This is a genomic window from Acetobacter pomorum (assembly GCF_002738225.1).
GTDB classification, from domain to species: domain Bacteria; phylum Pseudomonadota; class Alphaproteobacteria; order Acetobacterales; family Acetobacteraceae; genus Acetobacter; species Acetobacter pomorum.
The window spans coordinates 33,608-50,011 of the sequence record NZ_PEBQ01000093.1; the positions used below are offsets into that span (position 1 = coordinate 33,608).

The 16,404-nt window shown below is 60.0% G+C and carries 23 protein-coding genes; 21 read left to right on the plus strand and 2 right to left on the minus strand.

Annotated elements, in window-relative coordinates:
* Nucleotides 1–4 precede the first annotated feature (4 nt).
* Nucleotides 5–616 (minus strand): hypothetical protein, encoded by a 612-nt coding sequence (locus CSR02_RS06075; protein WP_373319843.1) that lies wholly within the window; start codon nucleotides 614–616, stop codon nucleotides 5–7.
* A 203-nt stretch (nucleotides 617–819) separates the two neighbouring features.
* Here CSR02_RS06075 and CSR02_RS06080 point away from each other — a divergent pair, with 203 nt between their 5' ends.
* Genes CSR02_RS06080 through terL form a run of 3 tightly spaced genes read left to right on the plus strand, consistent with a single transcriptional unit; the run spans nucleotide 820 to nucleotide 3,094 of the window.
* Nucleotides 820–1,368, plus strand: a complete 549-nt coding sequence (locus CSR02_RS06080) for a hypothetical protein (RefSeq protein ID WP_099540926.1) — start codon at nucleotides 820–822, stop codon at nucleotides 1,366–1,368.
* Nucleotides 1,355–1,582, plus strand: coding sequence for a hypothetical protein (locus CSR02_RS06085; RefSeq protein ID WP_099540927.1), 228 nt, complete (start codon nucleotides 1,355–1,357; stop codon nucleotides 1,580–1,582). The genes CSR02_RS06080 and CSR02_RS06085 overlap by 14 nt, the downstream gene beginning before the upstream one ends.
* 57 nt (nucleotides 1,583–1,639) lie before the next feature.
* Complete coding sequence (gene terL, locus CSR02_RS06090; RefSeq protein WP_099540928.1) at nucleotides 1,640–3,094, plus strand: phage terminase large subunit; 1,455 nt, start codon at nucleotides 1,640–1,642, stop codon at nucleotides 3,092–3,094.
* Here the strand turns inward: terL and trhO are convergent.
* Nucleotides 3,091–4,143 (minus strand): oxygen-dependent tRNA uridine(34) hydroxylase TrhO, encoded by a 1,053-nt coding sequence (gene trhO / locus CSR02_RS06095; RefSeq protein WP_099540929.1) that lies wholly within the window; start codon nucleotides 4,141–4,143, stop codon nucleotides 3,091–3,093. The genes terL and trhO overlap by 4 nt on opposite strands.
* A 158-nt stretch (nucleotides 4,144–4,301) precedes the next feature.
* Here trhO and CSR02_RS06100 point away from each other — a divergent pair, with 158 nt between their 5' ends.
* Genes CSR02_RS06100 through CSR02_RS06180 form a run of 18 tightly spaced genes read left to right on the plus strand, consistent with a single transcriptional unit; the run spans nucleotide 4,302 to nucleotide 16,385 of the window.
* Entirely contained in the window at nucleotides 4,302–5,681 is a 1,380-nt protein-coding gene (locus CSR02_RS06100; protein WP_099541118.1) for a DUF1073 domain-containing protein, read from the plus strand.
* Nucleotides 5,678–6,679, plus strand: coding sequence for a DUF2213 domain-containing protein (locus CSR02_RS06105; RefSeq protein WP_099540930.1), 1,002 nt, complete (start codon nucleotides 5,678–5,680; stop codon nucleotides 6,677–6,679). Before CSR02_RS06100 ends, CSR02_RS06105 begins: the two co-directional genes overlap by 4 nt.
* 38 nt (nucleotides 6,680–6,717) lie before the next feature.
* Nucleotides 6,718–7,218, plus strand: a complete 501-nt coding sequence (locus CSR02_RS06110; RefSeq protein WP_099540931.1) for a structural cement protein Gp24 — start codon at nucleotides 6,718–6,720, stop codon at nucleotides 7,216–7,218.
* Entirely contained in the window at nucleotides 7,218–8,255 is a 1,038-nt protein-coding gene (locus tag CSR02_RS06115) for a major capsid family protein (protein WP_099540932.1), read from the plus strand. The genes CSR02_RS06110 and CSR02_RS06115 overlap by 1 nt, the downstream gene beginning before the upstream one ends.
* A gap of 44 nt (nucleotides 8,256–8,299) precedes the next feature.
* A complete protein-coding gene (locus CSR02_RS06120) occupies nucleotides 8,300–8,617 on the plus strand; it encodes a hypothetical protein (protein WP_099540933.1) in 318 nt (105 codons plus the stop codon).
* Between the two features lie 36 nt (nucleotides 8,618–8,653).
* Nucleotides 8,654–9,160, plus strand: coding sequence for a DUF4054 domain-containing protein (locus CSR02_RS06125; RefSeq protein WP_099540934.1), 507 nt, complete (start codon nucleotides 8,654–8,656; stop codon nucleotides 9,158–9,160).
* Nucleotides 9,157–9,531 (plus strand): hypothetical protein, encoded by a 375-nt coding sequence (locus CSR02_RS06130; RefSeq protein ID WP_244176835.1) that lies wholly within the window; start codon nucleotides 9,157–9,159, stop codon nucleotides 9,529–9,531. Before CSR02_RS06125 ends, CSR02_RS06130 begins: the two co-directional genes overlap by 4 nt.
* The gene (locus tag CSR02_RS06135; RefSeq protein ID WP_244176837.1) at nucleotides 9,480–10,070 is read left to right on the plus strand and encodes a phage neck terminator protein; all 591 of its coding nucleotides are present in this window, start codon (nucleotides 9,480–9,482) and stop codon (nucleotides 10,068–10,070) included. Before CSR02_RS06130 ends, CSR02_RS06135 begins: the two co-directional genes overlap by 52 nt.
* Nucleotides 10,071–10,088: 18 nt before the next feature.
* A complete protein-coding gene (locus CSR02_RS06140; RefSeq protein ID WP_099540937.1) occupies nucleotides 10,089–11,243 on the plus strand; it encodes a DUF3383 family protein in 1,155 nt (384 codons plus the stop codon).
* A 2-nt stretch (nucleotides 11,244–11,245) separates the two neighbouring features.
* Nucleotides 11,246–11,683 carry a phage tail fiber protein gene (locus CSR02_RS06145; RefSeq protein ID WP_042786888.1) on the plus strand — a complete coding sequence of 146 codons (438 nt, stop codon included), beginning with the start codon at nucleotides 11,246–11,248 and terminating at the stop codon, nucleotides 11,681–11,683.
* A 38-nt stretch (nucleotides 11,684–11,721) separates the two neighbouring features.
* Nucleotides 11,722–12,177, plus strand: a complete 456-nt coding sequence (locus CSR02_RS06150) for a hypothetical protein (protein WP_099540938.1) — start codon at nucleotides 11,722–11,724, stop codon at nucleotides 12,175–12,177.
* Between the two features lie 23 nt (nucleotides 12,178–12,200).
* A complete protein-coding gene (locus CSR02_RS16565) occupies nucleotides 12,201–12,362 on the plus strand; it encodes a hypothetical protein (protein WP_167384106.1) in 162 nt (53 codons plus the stop codon).
* A complete protein-coding gene (locus CSR02_RS06155) occupies nucleotides 12,347–13,345 on the plus strand; it encodes a hypothetical protein (protein ID WP_244176839.1) in 999 nt (332 codons plus the stop codon). Before CSR02_RS16565 ends, CSR02_RS06155 begins: the two co-directional genes overlap by 16 nt.
* Before the next feature lie 35 nt (nucleotides 13,346–13,380).
* On the plus strand, nucleotides 13,381–14,094 hold the full coding sequence (locus CSR02_RS06160) for a phage baseplate protein (RefSeq protein WP_042786886.1): 714 nt from the start codon (nucleotides 13,381–13,383) through the stop codon (nucleotides 14,092–14,094).
* The gene (locus tag CSR02_RS06165; RefSeq protein ID WP_099540939.1) at nucleotides 14,091–14,411 is read left to right on the plus strand and encodes a phage baseplate plug family protein; all 321 of its coding nucleotides are present in this window, start codon (nucleotides 14,091–14,093) and stop codon (nucleotides 14,409–14,411) included. Before CSR02_RS06160 ends, CSR02_RS06165 begins: the two co-directional genes overlap by 4 nt.
* Nucleotides 14,408–15,334, plus strand: coding sequence for a baseplate hub protein (locus tag CSR02_RS06170; RefSeq protein ID WP_099540940.1), 927 nt, complete (start codon nucleotides 14,408–14,410; stop codon nucleotides 15,332–15,334). Before CSR02_RS06165 ends, CSR02_RS06170 begins: the two co-directional genes overlap by 4 nt.
* The gene (locus tag CSR02_RS06175) at nucleotides 15,331–16,020 is read left to right on the plus strand and encodes a Gp138 family membrane-puncturing spike protein (RefSeq protein WP_099540941.1); all 690 of its coding nucleotides are present in this window, start codon (nucleotides 15,331–15,333) and stop codon (nucleotides 16,018–16,020) included. Before CSR02_RS06170 ends, CSR02_RS06175 begins: the two co-directional genes overlap by 4 nt.
* Before the next feature lie 11 nt (nucleotides 16,021–16,031).
* Nucleotides 16,032–16,385, plus strand: coding sequence for a hypothetical protein (locus tag CSR02_RS06180; RefSeq protein WP_099540942.1), 354 nt, complete (start codon nucleotides 16,032–16,034; stop codon nucleotides 16,383–16,385).
* Nucleotides 16,386–16,404: the final 19 nt, after the last annotated feature.

A 16,404-nucleotide genomic window follows, 5' to 3' on the forward strand; every position in this document is an offset into this window, starting at 1 on the left:
GCGTTTAGGAGGCGTTCCACCCCAGCCAGAAATCTGGGGCATCATCCCACCTGTTCAATATGGGGGAAAGATGCCTGCGGGCCTGAAAACAGCCCATGGCAAAGCCGGTTGTGCCATCGCACGGGTTGGTGCGGTGGTGCAGCGCACCCTGCATCCAAAACAGGGCGCCACGTTTGCGCTCACCACTTAGCCCGGCAATCCAGCGGTTCCAGACGCGGCGGGCATTCTGCCCTTCATGATACGCAGTCATATCCTGTGCGGGGGTCAGTTGCGGTATGTCTGCCTGTGTGGTGGCGGTGGCCTGTGTTTGCAAACCCGGCGGAGGGGGTGGCGCCGTGTTAAGCGCATAGGGCACACCCGGCGGCCTGTGCCCGGGGGGTGGTTCCAGCGGCACGGGGCCTGCCAGCAGCAGCATGGCAAAGCCCGCAGCCGCAATGCCCACAAGGCTTATAAGCCCAAAACGTATGGCGCGTGTTTCATCCGTGGTGTGGGAGACAGGCTCTGCCGAAACGGCGCGCAGGGCTTTTTCTGCCTTTTTTTGGCATCTGGCGCTGCAATAGGGCGCATAGGTGGGGGTATGGTAGAGTCGGTCACACCATGCACAAGCTTTGTCCATGACCTCCCCATCACGCAGTTTGCCAAAGTATTTTGTCACGCGCGGCGCACTATATCAGTGTCCGCCATATTTGCCAGTCCTGATTGTTATTGGTTCTTAACTGCGTGTTCACATCGCAGATCATCGGGTTTTGACAGGCTGCGTGGTCAATTCTAATTCCTGCTCATCATCCCGAAAATTGTAAAAAACCAAGGAAATTCCGTATGCCCATAGCAACGCGCATGGCACAGGCGGCGTGTGGCAAAGTGCTGCGTGGCGCACGGTGCTGGTGGGTTGTGGCGCAGCCGGTGGGGGCGGGTGTTGTTGTGTGCCCGCTGGTATGCGTGCCCCGCCATCACCATCGGGCGGATATCTGCATAGGTTGGGTGCAGGCGCTGCAACTGGGCTGCCCCGCGCAGGCCGTGCTGCGCTGCCGCCCCGTATGGCGGGCCAATGTGGCGGGGCTGCATGGTGTGGGCTGGCTGAACAGCCCCCTACGCCAGCGCATGCTCACCACTCTTGTGCAGGAGCTGCGCCGCCACAGGGATGAAACAGGCCGCCCCTTTGCCACCACTACGCGCCGCCCAGATACGCGGTGCAGCCGTTTTTTTGATAACCCGCACAGTGGGGGCGCCCATGCCACGCAAGACACCAGCACCCGCGCCGGGCGTATCCGGGCCATCAGCTTTGGAGCCGCCGCCACGCCGCAGGCGGCGCAGTACACGGGCCGTAACGCCGCTGGATATCTTTATCCGCATCATGCAGGGGGATGAAAGTATAACAGAGCGCCAGTTTGATGCCGCAAAGGTGGCTGCCCCCTACATGCACCCCAAGCTTGCGGGGCTTGCCGCAGATGCCCAACCACGCCGCAGCGCCGATGCCTTTACGGATGAGGAGCTGGCCGCTCTTGCGCAGGAAAACAACGTGCCGTCGCAACATGGGGTACGGGCAGCCGCAGGCCAGACGCCGGAAAGCGAAGGGCGCTGAACAGGTGCGGGCAACCCTGCCAAAAAGTGTTTTTTCTTATGATGTTCAGGGGGCTTTATGCGGCATTCCTTGCCTCAACCTGCACGCGTCCTGCAGGCGGGCCGGGTGGCGCGGGCAGAACTGGCACGCAGGCAGGCCGCTCGCCAGCATGTTCTGGATTTTGCCCGCTATACGCTGCCAGATTACAAAGCAGGCGCACATCATGCCCTGCTGGCCCGCACGCTGGAGCAGGTGGAGGCCGGGCGTATTACGCGGCTGATGGTGTTTATGCCACCCCGGCACGGAAAATCGGAGCTGACATCTCGCCGCTTTCCCGCATGGTATCTGGGGCGGCACCCCAGGCGGCAGATTATCGGGGCCTCTTACGGGGCCACGCTGGCGCAGGATTTTGGGCGCGATGTGCGCAATATTGTGGCGTCCTCCCGCTATGGGGCGTTGTTTTCTGCAACAAAGTTGGCGGCAGATAGCAGCGCGCGTGATGTATGGCACACCGCACAGGGCGGAGGGTACACCGGCATGGGTGTGGGCGGCGGGCTAACGGGCCGTGGCGCGCATCTGGCCATTATAGATGACCCCGTAAAGGATAGGCAGGAGGCCGAAAGCCCCGCCCGCCGTGCCGCTGTGCTGGACTGGTACCGCGCCGTGCTGCGCACCCGCCTGATGCCCGGCGGCGCCATTGTGCTGGTGATGACACGCTGGAGCATGGATGATCTGGCAGGCCGCCTGCTGGATGATATGCACAACAAAACGGGCGAGGCATGGCATGTGCTGGACCTGCCCGCCCTGGCCACCGCACCTGATGCACTGGGCCGCATACCGGGGCAGGCGCTGTGGCCGCAGGCGTTTGATACGGCGGAACTTGCGCGGATACGTCAGGCCGTGGGGGAGCGGGAATGGGCCGCACTGTACCAGCAAAACCCGGTGCCGCTTTCTGGCAATCTGTTTCACACCCACATGCTGGGGGTGCAGGAGGCACTGCCCGCAGCATCCGGCCCCGCCGTGCGGAGGTGGGACCTTGCCGCTACCCGCCAGACCGGCAGCAACAACCCGGACTGGACAGTGGGCGTAAAAATGCACCACCTGCCAGATGGGCGCTTTGTGGTGGCGGACATCACCCGCCTGCGCGGAGACCCCGCACAGGTAGAAGCCACCCTGCTGGCCACCGCCGCGCGTGATGGTGTGGGGGTGGACATTGTGCTGCCGCAAGACCCCGGGCAAGCCGGTGTGGCGCAGGCACGATACCTTACCGGCAGGCTGGCGGGTTACAAGGTGCGCTGCGTGCGTGAAACAGGAGATAAAGCCACCCGCGCCGCCCCATTTGCCGCGCAGGTGAACGCTGGCAATGTGCTGCTGCTACGCGCCCCGTGGGTGCATGCGTTTATGGAGGAACTGGCAGCATTCCCCGTCGCCACGCATGATGACCAAGTGGACGCCGCAGCCGGTGCCTTTGCCGCACTGGCAGAGGCACACCCCCTGCCGCGCTTTGGGCCGGATTTTCTGGCCCGTATTTAGTGTGCGTGCTGCTGGCGCAAGGCTTGCTGGCGGCGCTTTTCTTCCTCACGCTGCTGGCGTTTGCGGGCGCGTTCTTCTGCCATGTTGGCGCCCAGATGGGCCTCACCACGCTGTGCGGCCAAACGGGCCTGACGTTCACGCTCGGCATGGCGGGCGCGGCGGGCTTCATCCCACTGGCCGTAGCAGTGCGGGCAGGATACGCCGGTTTCAAACTTGGGGCTGGCCTTGTCTTCCGCCGTAATGGGCGTGCGGCAGGCGTGGCACAGTTCCAGCTCACCGGGTTTAAGGCCGTGGCCCACCGTTACGCGCTGGTCGAACACAAAACATTCACCCCGCCACAGGCTTTCTTCCTCTGGCACGGTTTCCAGATACTTCAGGATACCCCCTTGCAGATGGTACACCTCATCCAGCCCTTCGGCCTTGGCAAAGGCGGTGGATTTTTCACACCGAATACCCCCTGTGCAGAACATGGCCACACGCGGCTTGCGGCCCTTTGCCAGAAGTTCCTCACGGTGTTGGCGGAACCAAGCGGGAAATTCCCTAAAGGTTTTAATCTGCGGGTCTATCGCGCCTTCAAACGTGCCTACGGCCACTTCGTAATCATTGCGTGTGTCTATCAGAATGGTGTCGGGGTCTTTTAACAGGTCGTTCCATTCTGTGGGGGGCACGTAGGTGCCTACAATGTGGTTGGGGTCTGTGCCCTCTACACCCATTGTGACAATTTCCTTCTTCAGCCGCACCTTCATGCGCAGGAAGGGCATTTCTGGCGCGCGGGAGAACTTGACCTCAATATCCGCGCAGCCGGGCAGGGTGCGGATATGCGCCAGCACGGCCTCAATACCGGCATCTGTGCCCGCAATGGTGCCGTTAATGCCCTCGGATGCCAAAAGCAGAATGCCCTTTACCCCGTTGGCGGTGCACACATTCTGCAACGGCCCGCGCAGATCAGCCGGGTTTGCAAATGGGGTAAAGCGGTAAAGGGCCGCCACGCAAATGGGCAGGGCAGCAGTATCCGTATCGGGCGTGGGGGCTGTGGGCTGGGCAGTCATGCTCGGCAAGTTCCTTGGGCCTGTTGGGTGATTGCAGATCATCCGTTCCGCGCCACGGCTTACAGCACCGCAATCAGGTTGCATTTCAATGCCGCCCATTTACCCGCCCGCAGCGGGGGCAGACAAGTTTTTTTCCAATTTTCAACAAAGGGCAGGGTATGTCTGGTTTGTCTTTTTCTTCCCGCGCTCGGCTGGGGTGGTGGCAGCGTTTGCGCGGGCGGCATGCCCCTGTGCCCCTGCCGCGTAAGGAGCCGATGCTGCCCCAGGGGGCCTTTGCGGCAGATGTGGCCAAGGTGGCCCCGGCAGCCGTGGCGCGGGCAGATGTGTTTGCCCCGTATCGGCCCCCGCGCGGGGTGCGGGCCAATGGCAGCACCGCCCCGCTGGCTATGGATAGTGCCGCCGCACAAAACGCCCCCGGTTTGCTGGACTGGCTGCGCAATGCCGTGGCGGATGGGGTGGTGTTTCCCGGTTATGCACGGCTGGCGGAAATGGCCCAGCGGGCAGAATACCGGCACATGGTGGACACCATTGCCACCGAGGCCACGCGGCAATGGCTGGTGTTTACCTCCCGCTCCGGGCAAGGGGCGGGCAAGGCAGACCGCATTAACCAGTTGGAGGCTGAGTTCACCCGCCTGAATGTGCGCGATGTGCTGCGCCGCATGGCGGAAATGGACGGCCATTACGGCATGGGCCTGCTGTATGTAGATACCGGGCTTTCCCCCGTGGCGGGTGGTTTGGCATCCCCCTTGCTGTTGCGGCCAGAAACCTTCCGCCAAGGCAGTTTGCGCGCACTGGTGCCGGTGGAGCCGGTTTGGACAACCCCCGCCATGTATGAAACCGCAAACCCGCTGCACCCTGCCTTTTACAAACCGCAAAGCTGGTGGGTGCAGGGCACGCTTTTACATGCCACGCGCCTGTTGCGGTTTTGCGCGCGGGAGGTGCCGGATATTCTTAAACCCGCTTATAACTTCGGCGGTGTTTCCCTTACGCAAATGGCGCGGCCCTATGTGGAAAACTGGTTGCGCACGCGCCAGAGTGTTTCGGATTTGCTGAATGCGTTTTCCATTGTCGCACTGTCCACCAATATGGCGGCCTATGCGCAAGACCCCGAAGGGCTTTTGGCGCGGGTGGAGGCGTTTAACCGCTTTCGTTCCAACCGGGGCACGTTTGTGCTGGATAAGGAGCGCGAAAAGCTGGAACTTCTGGCAGCCCCCCTTTCCGGGCTGGACAGTTTGCAGGCACAGGCGCTGGAGCAGATCTGCACCGTGGCACAACAGCCGCTGGTAAAGTTTGCCGGTATTTCCCCTTCCGGGCTGAATGCCTCGGCTGATGGCGAGATCCGGGTTTTTTATGATCGCATCAGCGCTTATCAGGAATCCTTCCTGCGCCCCAACCTTACGTACATTCTGCATATGGTGATGCTGAACCTGTGGGGCGCGGTGGATACGGACATTACGTTCACCTTCCGCCCGCTCTGGCAGATGGATGAGGCCGAACAGGCGGACATAGACGCCAAAAAACAGAGTACGCCACCATGAACACACGCAATACCGGGCAGGCCCGCGCCAGCCCGCACGCTGCTGTTGCGCCCGATACGCAGCCTTTGGCGCTGGACAGGGCCAGCGTGCGCCGGGTGGATGCAGATGGGCATTTGCACATTGCGCACTGCATTTTCTCCGCCGCAACCGTTAGCCCCTATTATGGGCGCGAAATACCGGGAGCCGCTGCGCTGGGCCTGAAAGATGATGACGTTTACAACGTTTTTCGCCCGCCCGATGCGCTTATGCGCGCCGCCCTCAGCCTGCGCGGCAAACCGGTGCTTATGCAGCATACCCCTGTAAGTGCGCAGGATCACCCAGCCAGCATAACCGTTGGCGCGGTGGGCAGCGATGTGCGCTTTACCCCACCCAACCTGACAGGCAGCTTAACGATATGGGATGCCACAGCCATTGCGGCCATAGAAAACGGCACACAGCGCGCGGTTTCCGCCGGGTATCGGTACACGGCCATCAGGCAGGCGGGCACCTATATGGGCACCCCCTATACGCTGATAATGGCGGATATTGCCTTTAACCATCTGGCCCTTGTGGCCCAGCCCCGTGTGCCTTCCGCCATTATTGGCGATGCCGCACCAAACCCCAACATGCCTTTTAACAACAGGAGCTTTCAGGCCATGCCTGATCAAACGCCCATTACCGTTGCGGCCATGGATGCCGCCATTGCCCAGGCTGTGCAGCAGGCGGAAGAACGCGCCGTACGCCAGATGGCAGACCTGCACACAGCCCGCGCTGCCGTGCGCCCCTTTGTGGGCGATGTGGCGATGGATAGCGCCCCCGCCGTTTACGGTTTTGCCTTAAAGGAAGCAGGCATTGATGTCACGGGCGTGCCTGAACAGGGGTTGAAACCGCTGTTTGAAAGCTTTGCGCGCATGCAGCCGCGTGCGGATGGTGCCGCCCCGGTCATGGGGCAGGATGCCGCAGCCACGCAGGGCTTTCGGCAGCGCTTTGGGCTGGAACGCATTGGCGTGCGCGGCTGAAAGCCTTTTTTGTTTTACGTATGATACAAGGCAGGTAAATGTCTTTTCAAAATCAGGTCAACATCCAGCCAGCGCCCGCTGTGCCGGGTGATTTTGCATCTCTCAACCCCACGGCCACCTTTCCGGCGGGTGAGGGCGCATTGGTGGCGGCTGCGGGTGGCTGCACGGTGGCCGCCTTTGGCTGGGTGCAGGCCGATGGCGTAAGTGTGGCCAACATGCCGCCATCTGGCAGCACTGCCGCGCCCGATGGCTTTGTGCATCGGGATCTGACTGCCCAGATTACGGATTTTACGGCATCGGAAAGCATGGTTATTCCGCAGGGCTTTCCCGTAACGCTGTTTACGGCGGGGGATTTCTGGGTGCAGCCCACCACGCAGGCCACGCCGGGGCAGGCCGTTTTTGCCAGTTTGAGTGATGGCACCATCAGCACCGCCGCCACAGGCAGTTCTGTAACAGGTGCGGTGGCCACAGGGTTTTTTGTAGCTTCCGCTGGTGCTGCGGGTGAGCTGGTTCGGATTTCTACATGGATGCACGCATAATGCTGACTTCTCATTCAGAACTGGCGGAACTCAACCGCCTTGGCTTTGTGGTGCCCGATGCACGCGGCCTGATTGGTGCCGAACATCTGGTATCAGACACCATGGCGATGGATGCCCAGCCCGCGCTTTCCACCACCGCCAATGCAGGTATTCCGGCCTTTATGTCTGCCTGGGTGGATACGGGGCTTATCAAGGTGGCCTTTGCCCCCATGCGCGCGGCCGAATTGCTGGGCGAGGTGCGCAAGGGGGACTGGGTTTCCAAAACAGCCGTCTTTCCCATGCTGGAAACGGCAGGGCAGGTTTCCTCCTACGGGGATTGGAACCAGAATGGCACGGTCAGCCTCAACCCCAGTTTCCCCGAACGCCAGTCCTACCATTATCAGGTATTTGTGGCGTGGGGTGAGCAGGAACTGGCTCTGGCCGGGCAGGCACGCCTGCAATGGGCCGCCAGCCTGCGAGAGGCCGCAGCCCTGAAGTTGAACAAGTTTCAGAACCAGACATACTTTTTTGGCATCAGCGGGCTGAAACTTTATGGCTATCTGAATGACCCGCGCCTGCCTGCCGCCATTACGCCTGCCACCAAAGCCGCAGGGGGCACGGCGTGGGAAAACGCCACCCCCGAAGAGCGGCAGGATGACGTGATTGCCCTTATCAACCAGCTACGCAAACAAACGGCCGGGCTGGTGGATACGGATACGCCCATGGTGTTGGGCCTTGCCCCCACCCGCATGGGGTTGCTGACACGCCGCAACACGTTTGGCCTTTCTGCCCTAACCATGTTGCGAGAAACCTACCCCAACCTGCGTTTTGTGCAGGCCGTAGAGTATGGAGATGCCGCCGCCAACGGTGTGCAGACCATGCAGATTATGGCTGACCATGTGGATGTGCAGAAAACCGCCGAAGCCGCGTTTACAGAAAAACTGCGGGCCCATGCGGTGGTAACCGAGGCCTCGGCATGGAAGCAGAAGCTCTCCCAAGGCACATGGGGGGCCGTTATTTACATGCCCGCAGGCATTGCCACCATGACCGGCCTGTAAAACACACCCCCACAGGGCACGCACACATAAAAACGGAAAAACACATGGCAACAACATCAACAGTTACCGTTGGGTGCAAACTGCCCAACGGGCTTGTGCTGGAACTGGCAGGCCAGCGGCACGAGCTGGCAGGCGCACGCACGGCCAAGGCAGGCGGGTATGGGCTTACCCCCGTGCCGGCAGATTTCTGGCAGGTATGGGCGCAAAAATATGCAGGCTTTCCCCCACTGGAAGCCGGGCTGATTTTTGCCCAGACCACGCCAGAAAAAGCCGCAGGCCAAGCCAAGGAACAAGCCAGCCTGCGCACGGGTATGGAACCACTTAACCCCGCAGCACCAGCTCCCGGCATTACGCCCGCGTAAGGCCAGAACTTCCGTTATCTTGCAGCATGTAAAAGGATGTTTTCCATGCCGGAAAATCAGCCAATGCAAGCGGCTGGCTTACCTTCTGCCTGCAACATGGCGGAAGATGGGGCCGTTGTGTTTGATGCCGCAGCCTTTAAGGCGCGCTACCCCAACCTTGTGGCCAGTACGGGGGCAGATGCCGCCAGCGCGTGTTTTGCCCGTGCCGGGCTGTTTTTGAACAACACTGGCACATCCTCCGTGCGCAACCCGGCCAAGCGGGCAGAATTGCTTATGCTCATTACAGCGCATCTGCTCCAGCTTGGCATCAATAGCGGGGCGTATGCCACCGGCGCGGCAGATGGCACCGCCGCGCTTGTGGGGCGCATTACCACCGCGCGCATGGGCAGCGTGCAGGTGCAGGCCGATATGGGCGCGGTTTCCTCCACACAGGCGTGGTGGGTGCAAACACCTTATGGCGCAACCTTTTGGGCAGCATCTGCCTTTTTGCGCATGGGGCGCTATGTTCCGGGCTGGCCGCAAAGAGTGGTTTCTTGGCCATGAATGCGCTGTTCAACATGGCGTTGGGGGCCACGGCGGCTTTGCTGCCATCTGTGCCCGCCATATTGCGTGTGAACACGGGTTACACAACCGCGCCAGATGGCAGCACCACGCCGTGCTTTATGGATATTGCCGTAACAATCAGGGTGCAGCCCGTGCCCACGGCTGAACTGATGCAAACCGATGGGCAAAACCAGAGCACCATTCAGCGAGAAATCTATATGCCCGGCACCATTTGCGGGGTAGAGCGCACGCATCAGTTTGGGGGCGATGTGTTTGTGTTTGATAACGCCCACTGGCTGGTAACGGCCCAGCCCGAGGCATGGGGCGGGCAATGGTGCCGCGTGCTGGTGACCCAACAGGTGGCGGCATGAGCACCAAGAGCAAGAACGTGCAACAGCCAGATGAGGCACAGCTATTTGCCGCCCTGCGTGCCTTTGTGCTGGAAGTTTTGCCTACAGGCACAACCGTTTTGCAAACTCGGCAAAACCGCACGCCACCACCGCGCGGCATGTTGGTGCTTATCACGCCGCTTTCTCGCCAGCTTATTGGTACGGGCAGCACACGCTATGGGCCACAAAGCTGCACCCTGTTGCGGCAGGAGCAACTGGCCACCCAGATCAGCCTGTTTGGCGCAGGGGCAGCAGATGCCGCGCAAACGCTGTTCACCCTATGGCGCGATGTATGGAGCACCACGTTTTTTGCAAACCTTGCGGCACAGCAAAAAGACATGCCGCGCCTATCCCCCTTGTATGCAGATAACGCCGAATGTCTGCCCTATGTTAACGCGCAACAGCAATACGAACCCCATTGGCAGCTTAGCCTGCACAGCCAGCTTACTTTTTCCATTACCCTGCCAGCCGCCACAGCCACCGCTGCCACAGTGCACAGCGTGGTGGCAGACAGGCTTTGAAATGCGAGTGAAACCTGCATGATCCTTCCTGTTTCTTCCCTTGTGTCTGTCACGCCGGGTGTGCTGGCGGCGGGGGGCACCACAAACCTGCTGAACGGGCTTGTATTTTCTACAAACACAGCGCTTTCTTCCGGCCTTTCCACATTTACAACCGCGGCGGAAGTGGCAGCCACATGCGGCGCAGAAAGTATGGAAGCCCGCATGGCCAGCATTTACTTTGCGGGCTACACCAATGCGCAGGATCTGCCGCAAACACTGTATTTTTACCAACTGCCCGCCACCCCAGAAGATACGGATTACACCGCAGCCCTTACAAACGCTGCCGCCGCCAGTGCAGATTGGTGCGCCTTTGCCTTTGCGCAGGAGCCAGATGCTACGGCCAAAACCGCCATTGCCGCATGGATGCCCACAAACCCCAACCGTTACTGGGGTATTGTGCAGGATGCTGATGCCAACATTTTGCTGGCAGAATCAGGATGTTTTGGCAACATAGTTACAGAACAGGCCACGCCGGGGCTGACATGCCTGTGCAATACGGATGGCAACGGCACACTGGCTGCGGCCCTGTGTTTGGGCTGGGCAGCCAGCATAAACCCGCAGCGCAATGCCGGGCGCACCACGCTGATGTTCCGTAACAATGGCGGCGTGAGTGCCGCGGATATTACGGCCACACAGGCGCAGGCCTTGCTGCAAAATGGCTACAGCTTTTATGGGTCCTATAAAAGTGGGGATTCCACATTCAGTTTTCTCAACAACGGGGCCGTATCTGGCGCATTTGCATGGGCAGATAGTTATCTGAACCAGATCTGGATGACATCCTCCTTCCAGTCTGATCTGCTCACGCTGTTTTCTGCCGTGGGGCAGATACCTTATGCCGTGCAGGGTGATACGCTGCTGGCCACTTCTGTGCAAAACACCATTGATACAGCTGTGGCTTTTGGCGCTATCCAGCCCAACGTCACGCTTTCTGCAGCACAGGCGCAGGTGGTGAACGCACAGGCAGGGCGCAGCATTGCAGATACGCTGGCCACACGCGGGTGGTATCTGCTGCCCGGTGCCTCCACCGCATCTGCCGCCACACGGGCCAAGCGCTGGCCGGTGCAGGCACGGTTCTTTTATATGGATGGGCAGTCTGTCCAGTCTATCTCTCTGGCTACGGTAGAGGTGCAGTAAGCATGTCTGATTACGATATTACAGCCGCCAACTCGGTTTTTACCATTACGGTTCCGGGGTTGTACAACACGCCCATTACGCTGGAAAACTATTCTGCCGACCGCGCTTTTGAAACCACCGCGCGGGAACTGGCAGAAACCGCCATGAGCATTGATGGCTACCTGAACGCAGGCTGGATACCCACACCCGTGAGGCAGACAATCTCCCTTGCCGCCAGCAGTGAAAGTGGGTTGGTGTTTGAGGCCATTGCCGCCGCACAGGATGCACAGCGCGGGTTGTATCGGCTTGGGGCGGAAATCCAGCTTCCCTCCATTGGGCGTAAATACACCATGGTGCGCGGGTTGTTGCAGGCCGTGGCCGCAATGCCCAGCGCAGGCCGCGTGCTGGAGGCCCGCAGTTTTGAAATTGTGTGGGAACGTGTGTTGCCTGCTGCCCTGTAAAACAGATGTGTTTTTGAAAATGACAGGAAAGAGCAGGCATGAAAACCGTGGATTACACGCACCCCCTGCCGGGGGAAGATCAGGGCAAGGTGTTTGTGCTCACACGCATGGATGCCTTTGCCGCAGATAGCTGGGCGCGCCATGTATTGCAGGCCGCCATACGTGGTGGCGCACGTGTGGGGGCGGATATGGCAGAGGCGGGCCTTGCCGGGCTTGCCGCCTTTGGGCTGGAAATTTTTGGCTTTATGGAAGAAGCCGATCTGGATACCGCTTTGGCACGGCTGATGCAGTGCGTAAAAATACGGCCAGACCCACACCGGCCAGAAGTGACACGCGCTGTTATTTCCGCCGATTTTGCAGAACCCGAAACCCTGGGCATGGTGCGGGCAGAGGCCTTTAGGCTGCATGTGGGTTTTTTGCGGGCCGCCGCGCACCAGCTTTTCCCCCTAGTGGCGGCTTTGCTGGGGGACGAGGCCGCACAGGCCCCGTTGTAAACTGCGTAAACATCTCACCCGCCATGGCGGCGGTTGTGGCATCCGGCCTTGCAAGCCTGCATGACCTGAAAACAGTTTATGACAGCGAAGATTTTTACACGCTTTTAGAAATACTTTCTGTGCGCAACTGGAATATGGCGCACACGCCCGCGCAGGAAAGCCCGCAAACATGGCCCAAACTGTAAATTCATCGCCCCAGAGCAAGGTGCGCGCAACGCTGCCGCTGCTGGAACGCCTGCGCCGTGTGTTGGAACGCTTTTTGCAAAGCCAGAAACACACAAAAAAGGCCAAGCACAAGGGGCTTTTGGCATTATTGCAGCTTCTGCGCCAATACAGCATGGGGGCGGGGTATGCGCCTTTGGGTATGAGAGAACCCGTGTTGCCCGTTGCGCACGCTCTACAGGGGAGTGCGCAACCTGTGTTTGCAGCCAGAACGGGTGGTGGCGTGCGGTATAAGGCGGGCGTGGTAGCTGTTAGGGCGGTGCCTTACCGGCAGAAAGGTATTTTGCAAAATAACCTTTCAGTATCTCGGCGTATTGTGTTGGTGTCCAGCACGGCGCAGGCGGCGGAAGGCGCTTTACAGTTTACGCAACCCGGAAAAGCCCGCCAATACAAACCCAAAAACACGGTGGATCTTCTGGCGCGCAGGCCGTTTTCTGTGCCGCCTGTACGTGCCTCAAGGGGCAGAAGGTCTGTGCCGCGCATACTGGCCGAAGGGAAAGGTGCTCCAGTTACCATGCCTATATCTGCCCGCCCTGCGCTAGTGCCAAGGCAGGGAAGGGTGCGTGATATAAACCCTCTTGAAAGAACAAGTGGTTTAGAGAGCGTTCTGGTGCATGGGCGGGGTTTGCAGGGTATTCCGCAACAGGCTGGGCGCGGTGGCTTGCGCACTTTTCAGCGTGTTGCTGTGTCAGACAAAGCCCAGCCTGTTGCGCGCAATATGGTGGGGGCATTTTTGCCGTCATCTTTGTTTATGCGGGCGGCGGTTCAGCCTGTTGTGGCCGTGGCGCGGCCTGCACCGGCTGCGTATGTACCGCAAACATCTGCCAGAGCGTTTGCAACACCTGCTCCACACCCCGCACCCATGCCATCGCGCGCAGCCATGCAGGGCCTTGGTGGGGGAGATAGCACCACTTTGGCAGCACTTTCCACGCTTGGTTCCATTTAAAAACCTGTTTTCTGTTCAGTAAAGAGTTCTGTTTCATGCCCATGTTGCCAGTCAGCCTGCCATCTGTATGGAATATTCCCGTGGCAGCGGGGGTGCCTGCCCTTATGGGGCAATCTGTTTCTGCCGGGGTGCAGGCTTCGGCCTCTGTAACGGTGGGCAGTTTGCTGGATGATCTGCAAATTACGCAGGCGGCCAGCCAGTGGGGTATTTTTACGCAGGACGGGCAGCGGGTTTTAACATCTGCCCATGTGCTTTCTGCCGATATGCAAAGTGCATGGCGCATTGCAGAAGCCCCGCTGGAGGATGGTGCGTTTTTATCTTACAGCAAGGTGCGCATGTCTCGGCAACATCGGATTATGATGGTGTGCGATGGGTCTGAAGCCGGGATGGAAGATGCCAGCGCCACCAGCCTTGCGCTGGATGTTCTGGCCGGGGCTGGGCAGGCGGGCGCGCTATATGTGCGTGCAGGCTTTTTTGCCACGCTGGAGGCATTGGAGGCCGATACAAACCTGTATGCCGTAATAACCCCGGAAAAGAAATACGATAGCGTGAACATTATCGGCCACCGCTGGATGCGGGAGGCCCGGCAGGGCATTACCATGCCGGTTGTAGAAATTGCCTTGCAGGAAGTGCGCATAACCGGAAGCACGCAGTTTGCCAGCACACGCATGCCGCAGGGCCAGCAGATACAGTGCGGCGGCATGGCCTATGCCACCACCAGCACCGCAGATGCCGGAGAAATTGCATGAGCAGCACAGATGCCACACTGGTGCAGGTGCCCATAAGTGCTGTGCCTGCACAAATGTTTAAAATCACGCTGGCCGAACAGATACTCCAGATAGCCCTGCGCCAGCGGGCCACCGGCCTGTATGCAGATATCTGGTGCGCAGGCACGCGCGTGCTTTCTGGCGTGCTGTGCCAGGATCGCACATGGCTGGCGCGCACTGCCGCCACCGGCCTGCCGGGTGATCTGGCGTTTATGGATACTCAAGGCACGCAGGCCCCGCAAAGCACCGGGCTTGGCACGCGCTATGTGCTGCTGTGGCGCACAGGCTGGCCCGCATGAGCAACACACAAACCACAAAAACGCCAGATTGGGCCAGCCGAGATGTGGAGGTGACGTTCCGTCTGCTCAATGGCGTGTTTGGCACGGCGGATGGGGTGGATACGGTTACCCTTTCTGGCTTGCAGGTGCAGGCGGAGATCATGCAGGCCCCGTACCCAACGGGAGAAACCGCGCAGATACGCATAACCGGCCTGCCCCCGGATTTGATGAACCGCCTGAGCCTGAGCGCGCCAGACCCCACCAGCCAGAGTGCCAGCGAGGTGCTGCTGATGGTGCCGGATGGCGCATCTGGCGCACAGGCACTTGTATTTCAAGGTGGGGTTACGCTGGCTTTTGCAGATTACAGCGACGCACCAGATGTTGCCTTTGTAGTGCAGGCGTTTTCTACAGTTCTGCCAAACGCACTGCCTGCCGCGCCCACCGGGTTTAGGGGGGCTGTGCCACTGGCGCAGGTGTTGGCGCGTATTGCCGCACAGGCCGGGTTGGCGTTTGAAAATAACGGGCTGAACACCGTGCTGCATGATCCGTATTTTCATGGCACGGCAGGGCAGCAGATCAGCCAGTGTTGGAACACACAGCCTTTTCAGGCCGCATTGGGGCGGGGACGTTTGGTGGCATGGCCTGCCAGAACGGGTGGGGCCAACGCAATGGTGGAAACATCTGCCGCCATTGCGGTTTCGGCCAGCACGGGGCTGGTGGGGTATCCCACATGGTCTGCCGGTGGGGTGGCGCTAAACATGCTGTTTAACCCACGTATCAGCTACGGCAGCGTGCTGGCGTTGCAAAGCCGGTATCAGCCCGGCGGGGGTGATGTGGGGCTGTGGCAGGTTTTGCAGCTTCGGCACAGTTTAAGCGCACACATGCCAGATGGCCCGTGGTTTACTCATGTTGTGGCACAGGCTGTTGGGGCAGAAAAATCATGACGTATCAAAACAGTTTTACATCTGGATTTCCGCCCAACATGCCTGCATCCGGCCAGGCGGTGTTTGACAGGGCAGGGGCTGCGGCATCGGATTACAACGCACTTGTGGCCGTTATGCGCCGCATGTTGGTGGAAGTGCGCACCGCCATACCCGTTAAGGTGTGTGCGGTTTGGGGCGCAGGTTTGGCCCCCGTAGGGTTTGTGGATGTGCAGCCCATGGTGCACCAGCAGGATGCCGCAGGCCAGACCACGCCGCATGGGGTTTTGTATAACGTGCCGTATTTTCGGCTTCAGGGGGGCAGCAGCGCTGTGGTGCTGGACCCGGCGGTGGGGTATATCGGGCTGGCCGTAATGGCGGACCGGGATATCCTGAACGTTAAAACCGCGCGTGCCGCCGCACCCCCCGCCAGTTTCCGCCACAACAATATGGCGGATGCCTTGTATCTGGGTGGTTTTTTAAACGCGGCCCCCAGCCAGTATATTCAGTTCACGCCCGATGGGGTGGTGATACATACACCCGGAACCGTGGAAATATCTGCAAAATCACTCAGGATTTCAGGAGATGCCAGCATAAGCGGCAGCCTGAATGTGGGGCAGGATGTGCAGGCTGGTGGTGTATCCCTCACATCGCATGTGCATGGCGGGGTTATGCCCGGCAGTGGCAGCACCAGCACCCCGCAGGGTTAGGAGAAGCACATATGAAAACCTTGTTGCTGGACCGCGCAACATGGGATCTGGCTGTGGATGCGCAGGGCAATATTGCCGTGGCGGATGTGCCCTATGCTACCGCGCAGGATGTTTCCAGCGCGGTGCGCGTGTTTAGGGGCGAGTGCTGGTACAACACGGCCCTTGGCCTGCCCTATCTGGCGGGTATTTTGGGGCGCAACCAGTCTGCCGCGCTGTTTCGGGCCGATGTGGCGCAGGCGGCCCTTGCCGTGCCCAACGTGGCGCGCGCCACCTGTGTGCTGGCCAGCCTTGGGGCAGACCGCAAACTCAGCGGCCAGATTTATCTGATATTGCAAAACGGAAGCACAACCCTTGCCAGTTTCTGAAACCTCATTTGCAGCGGGC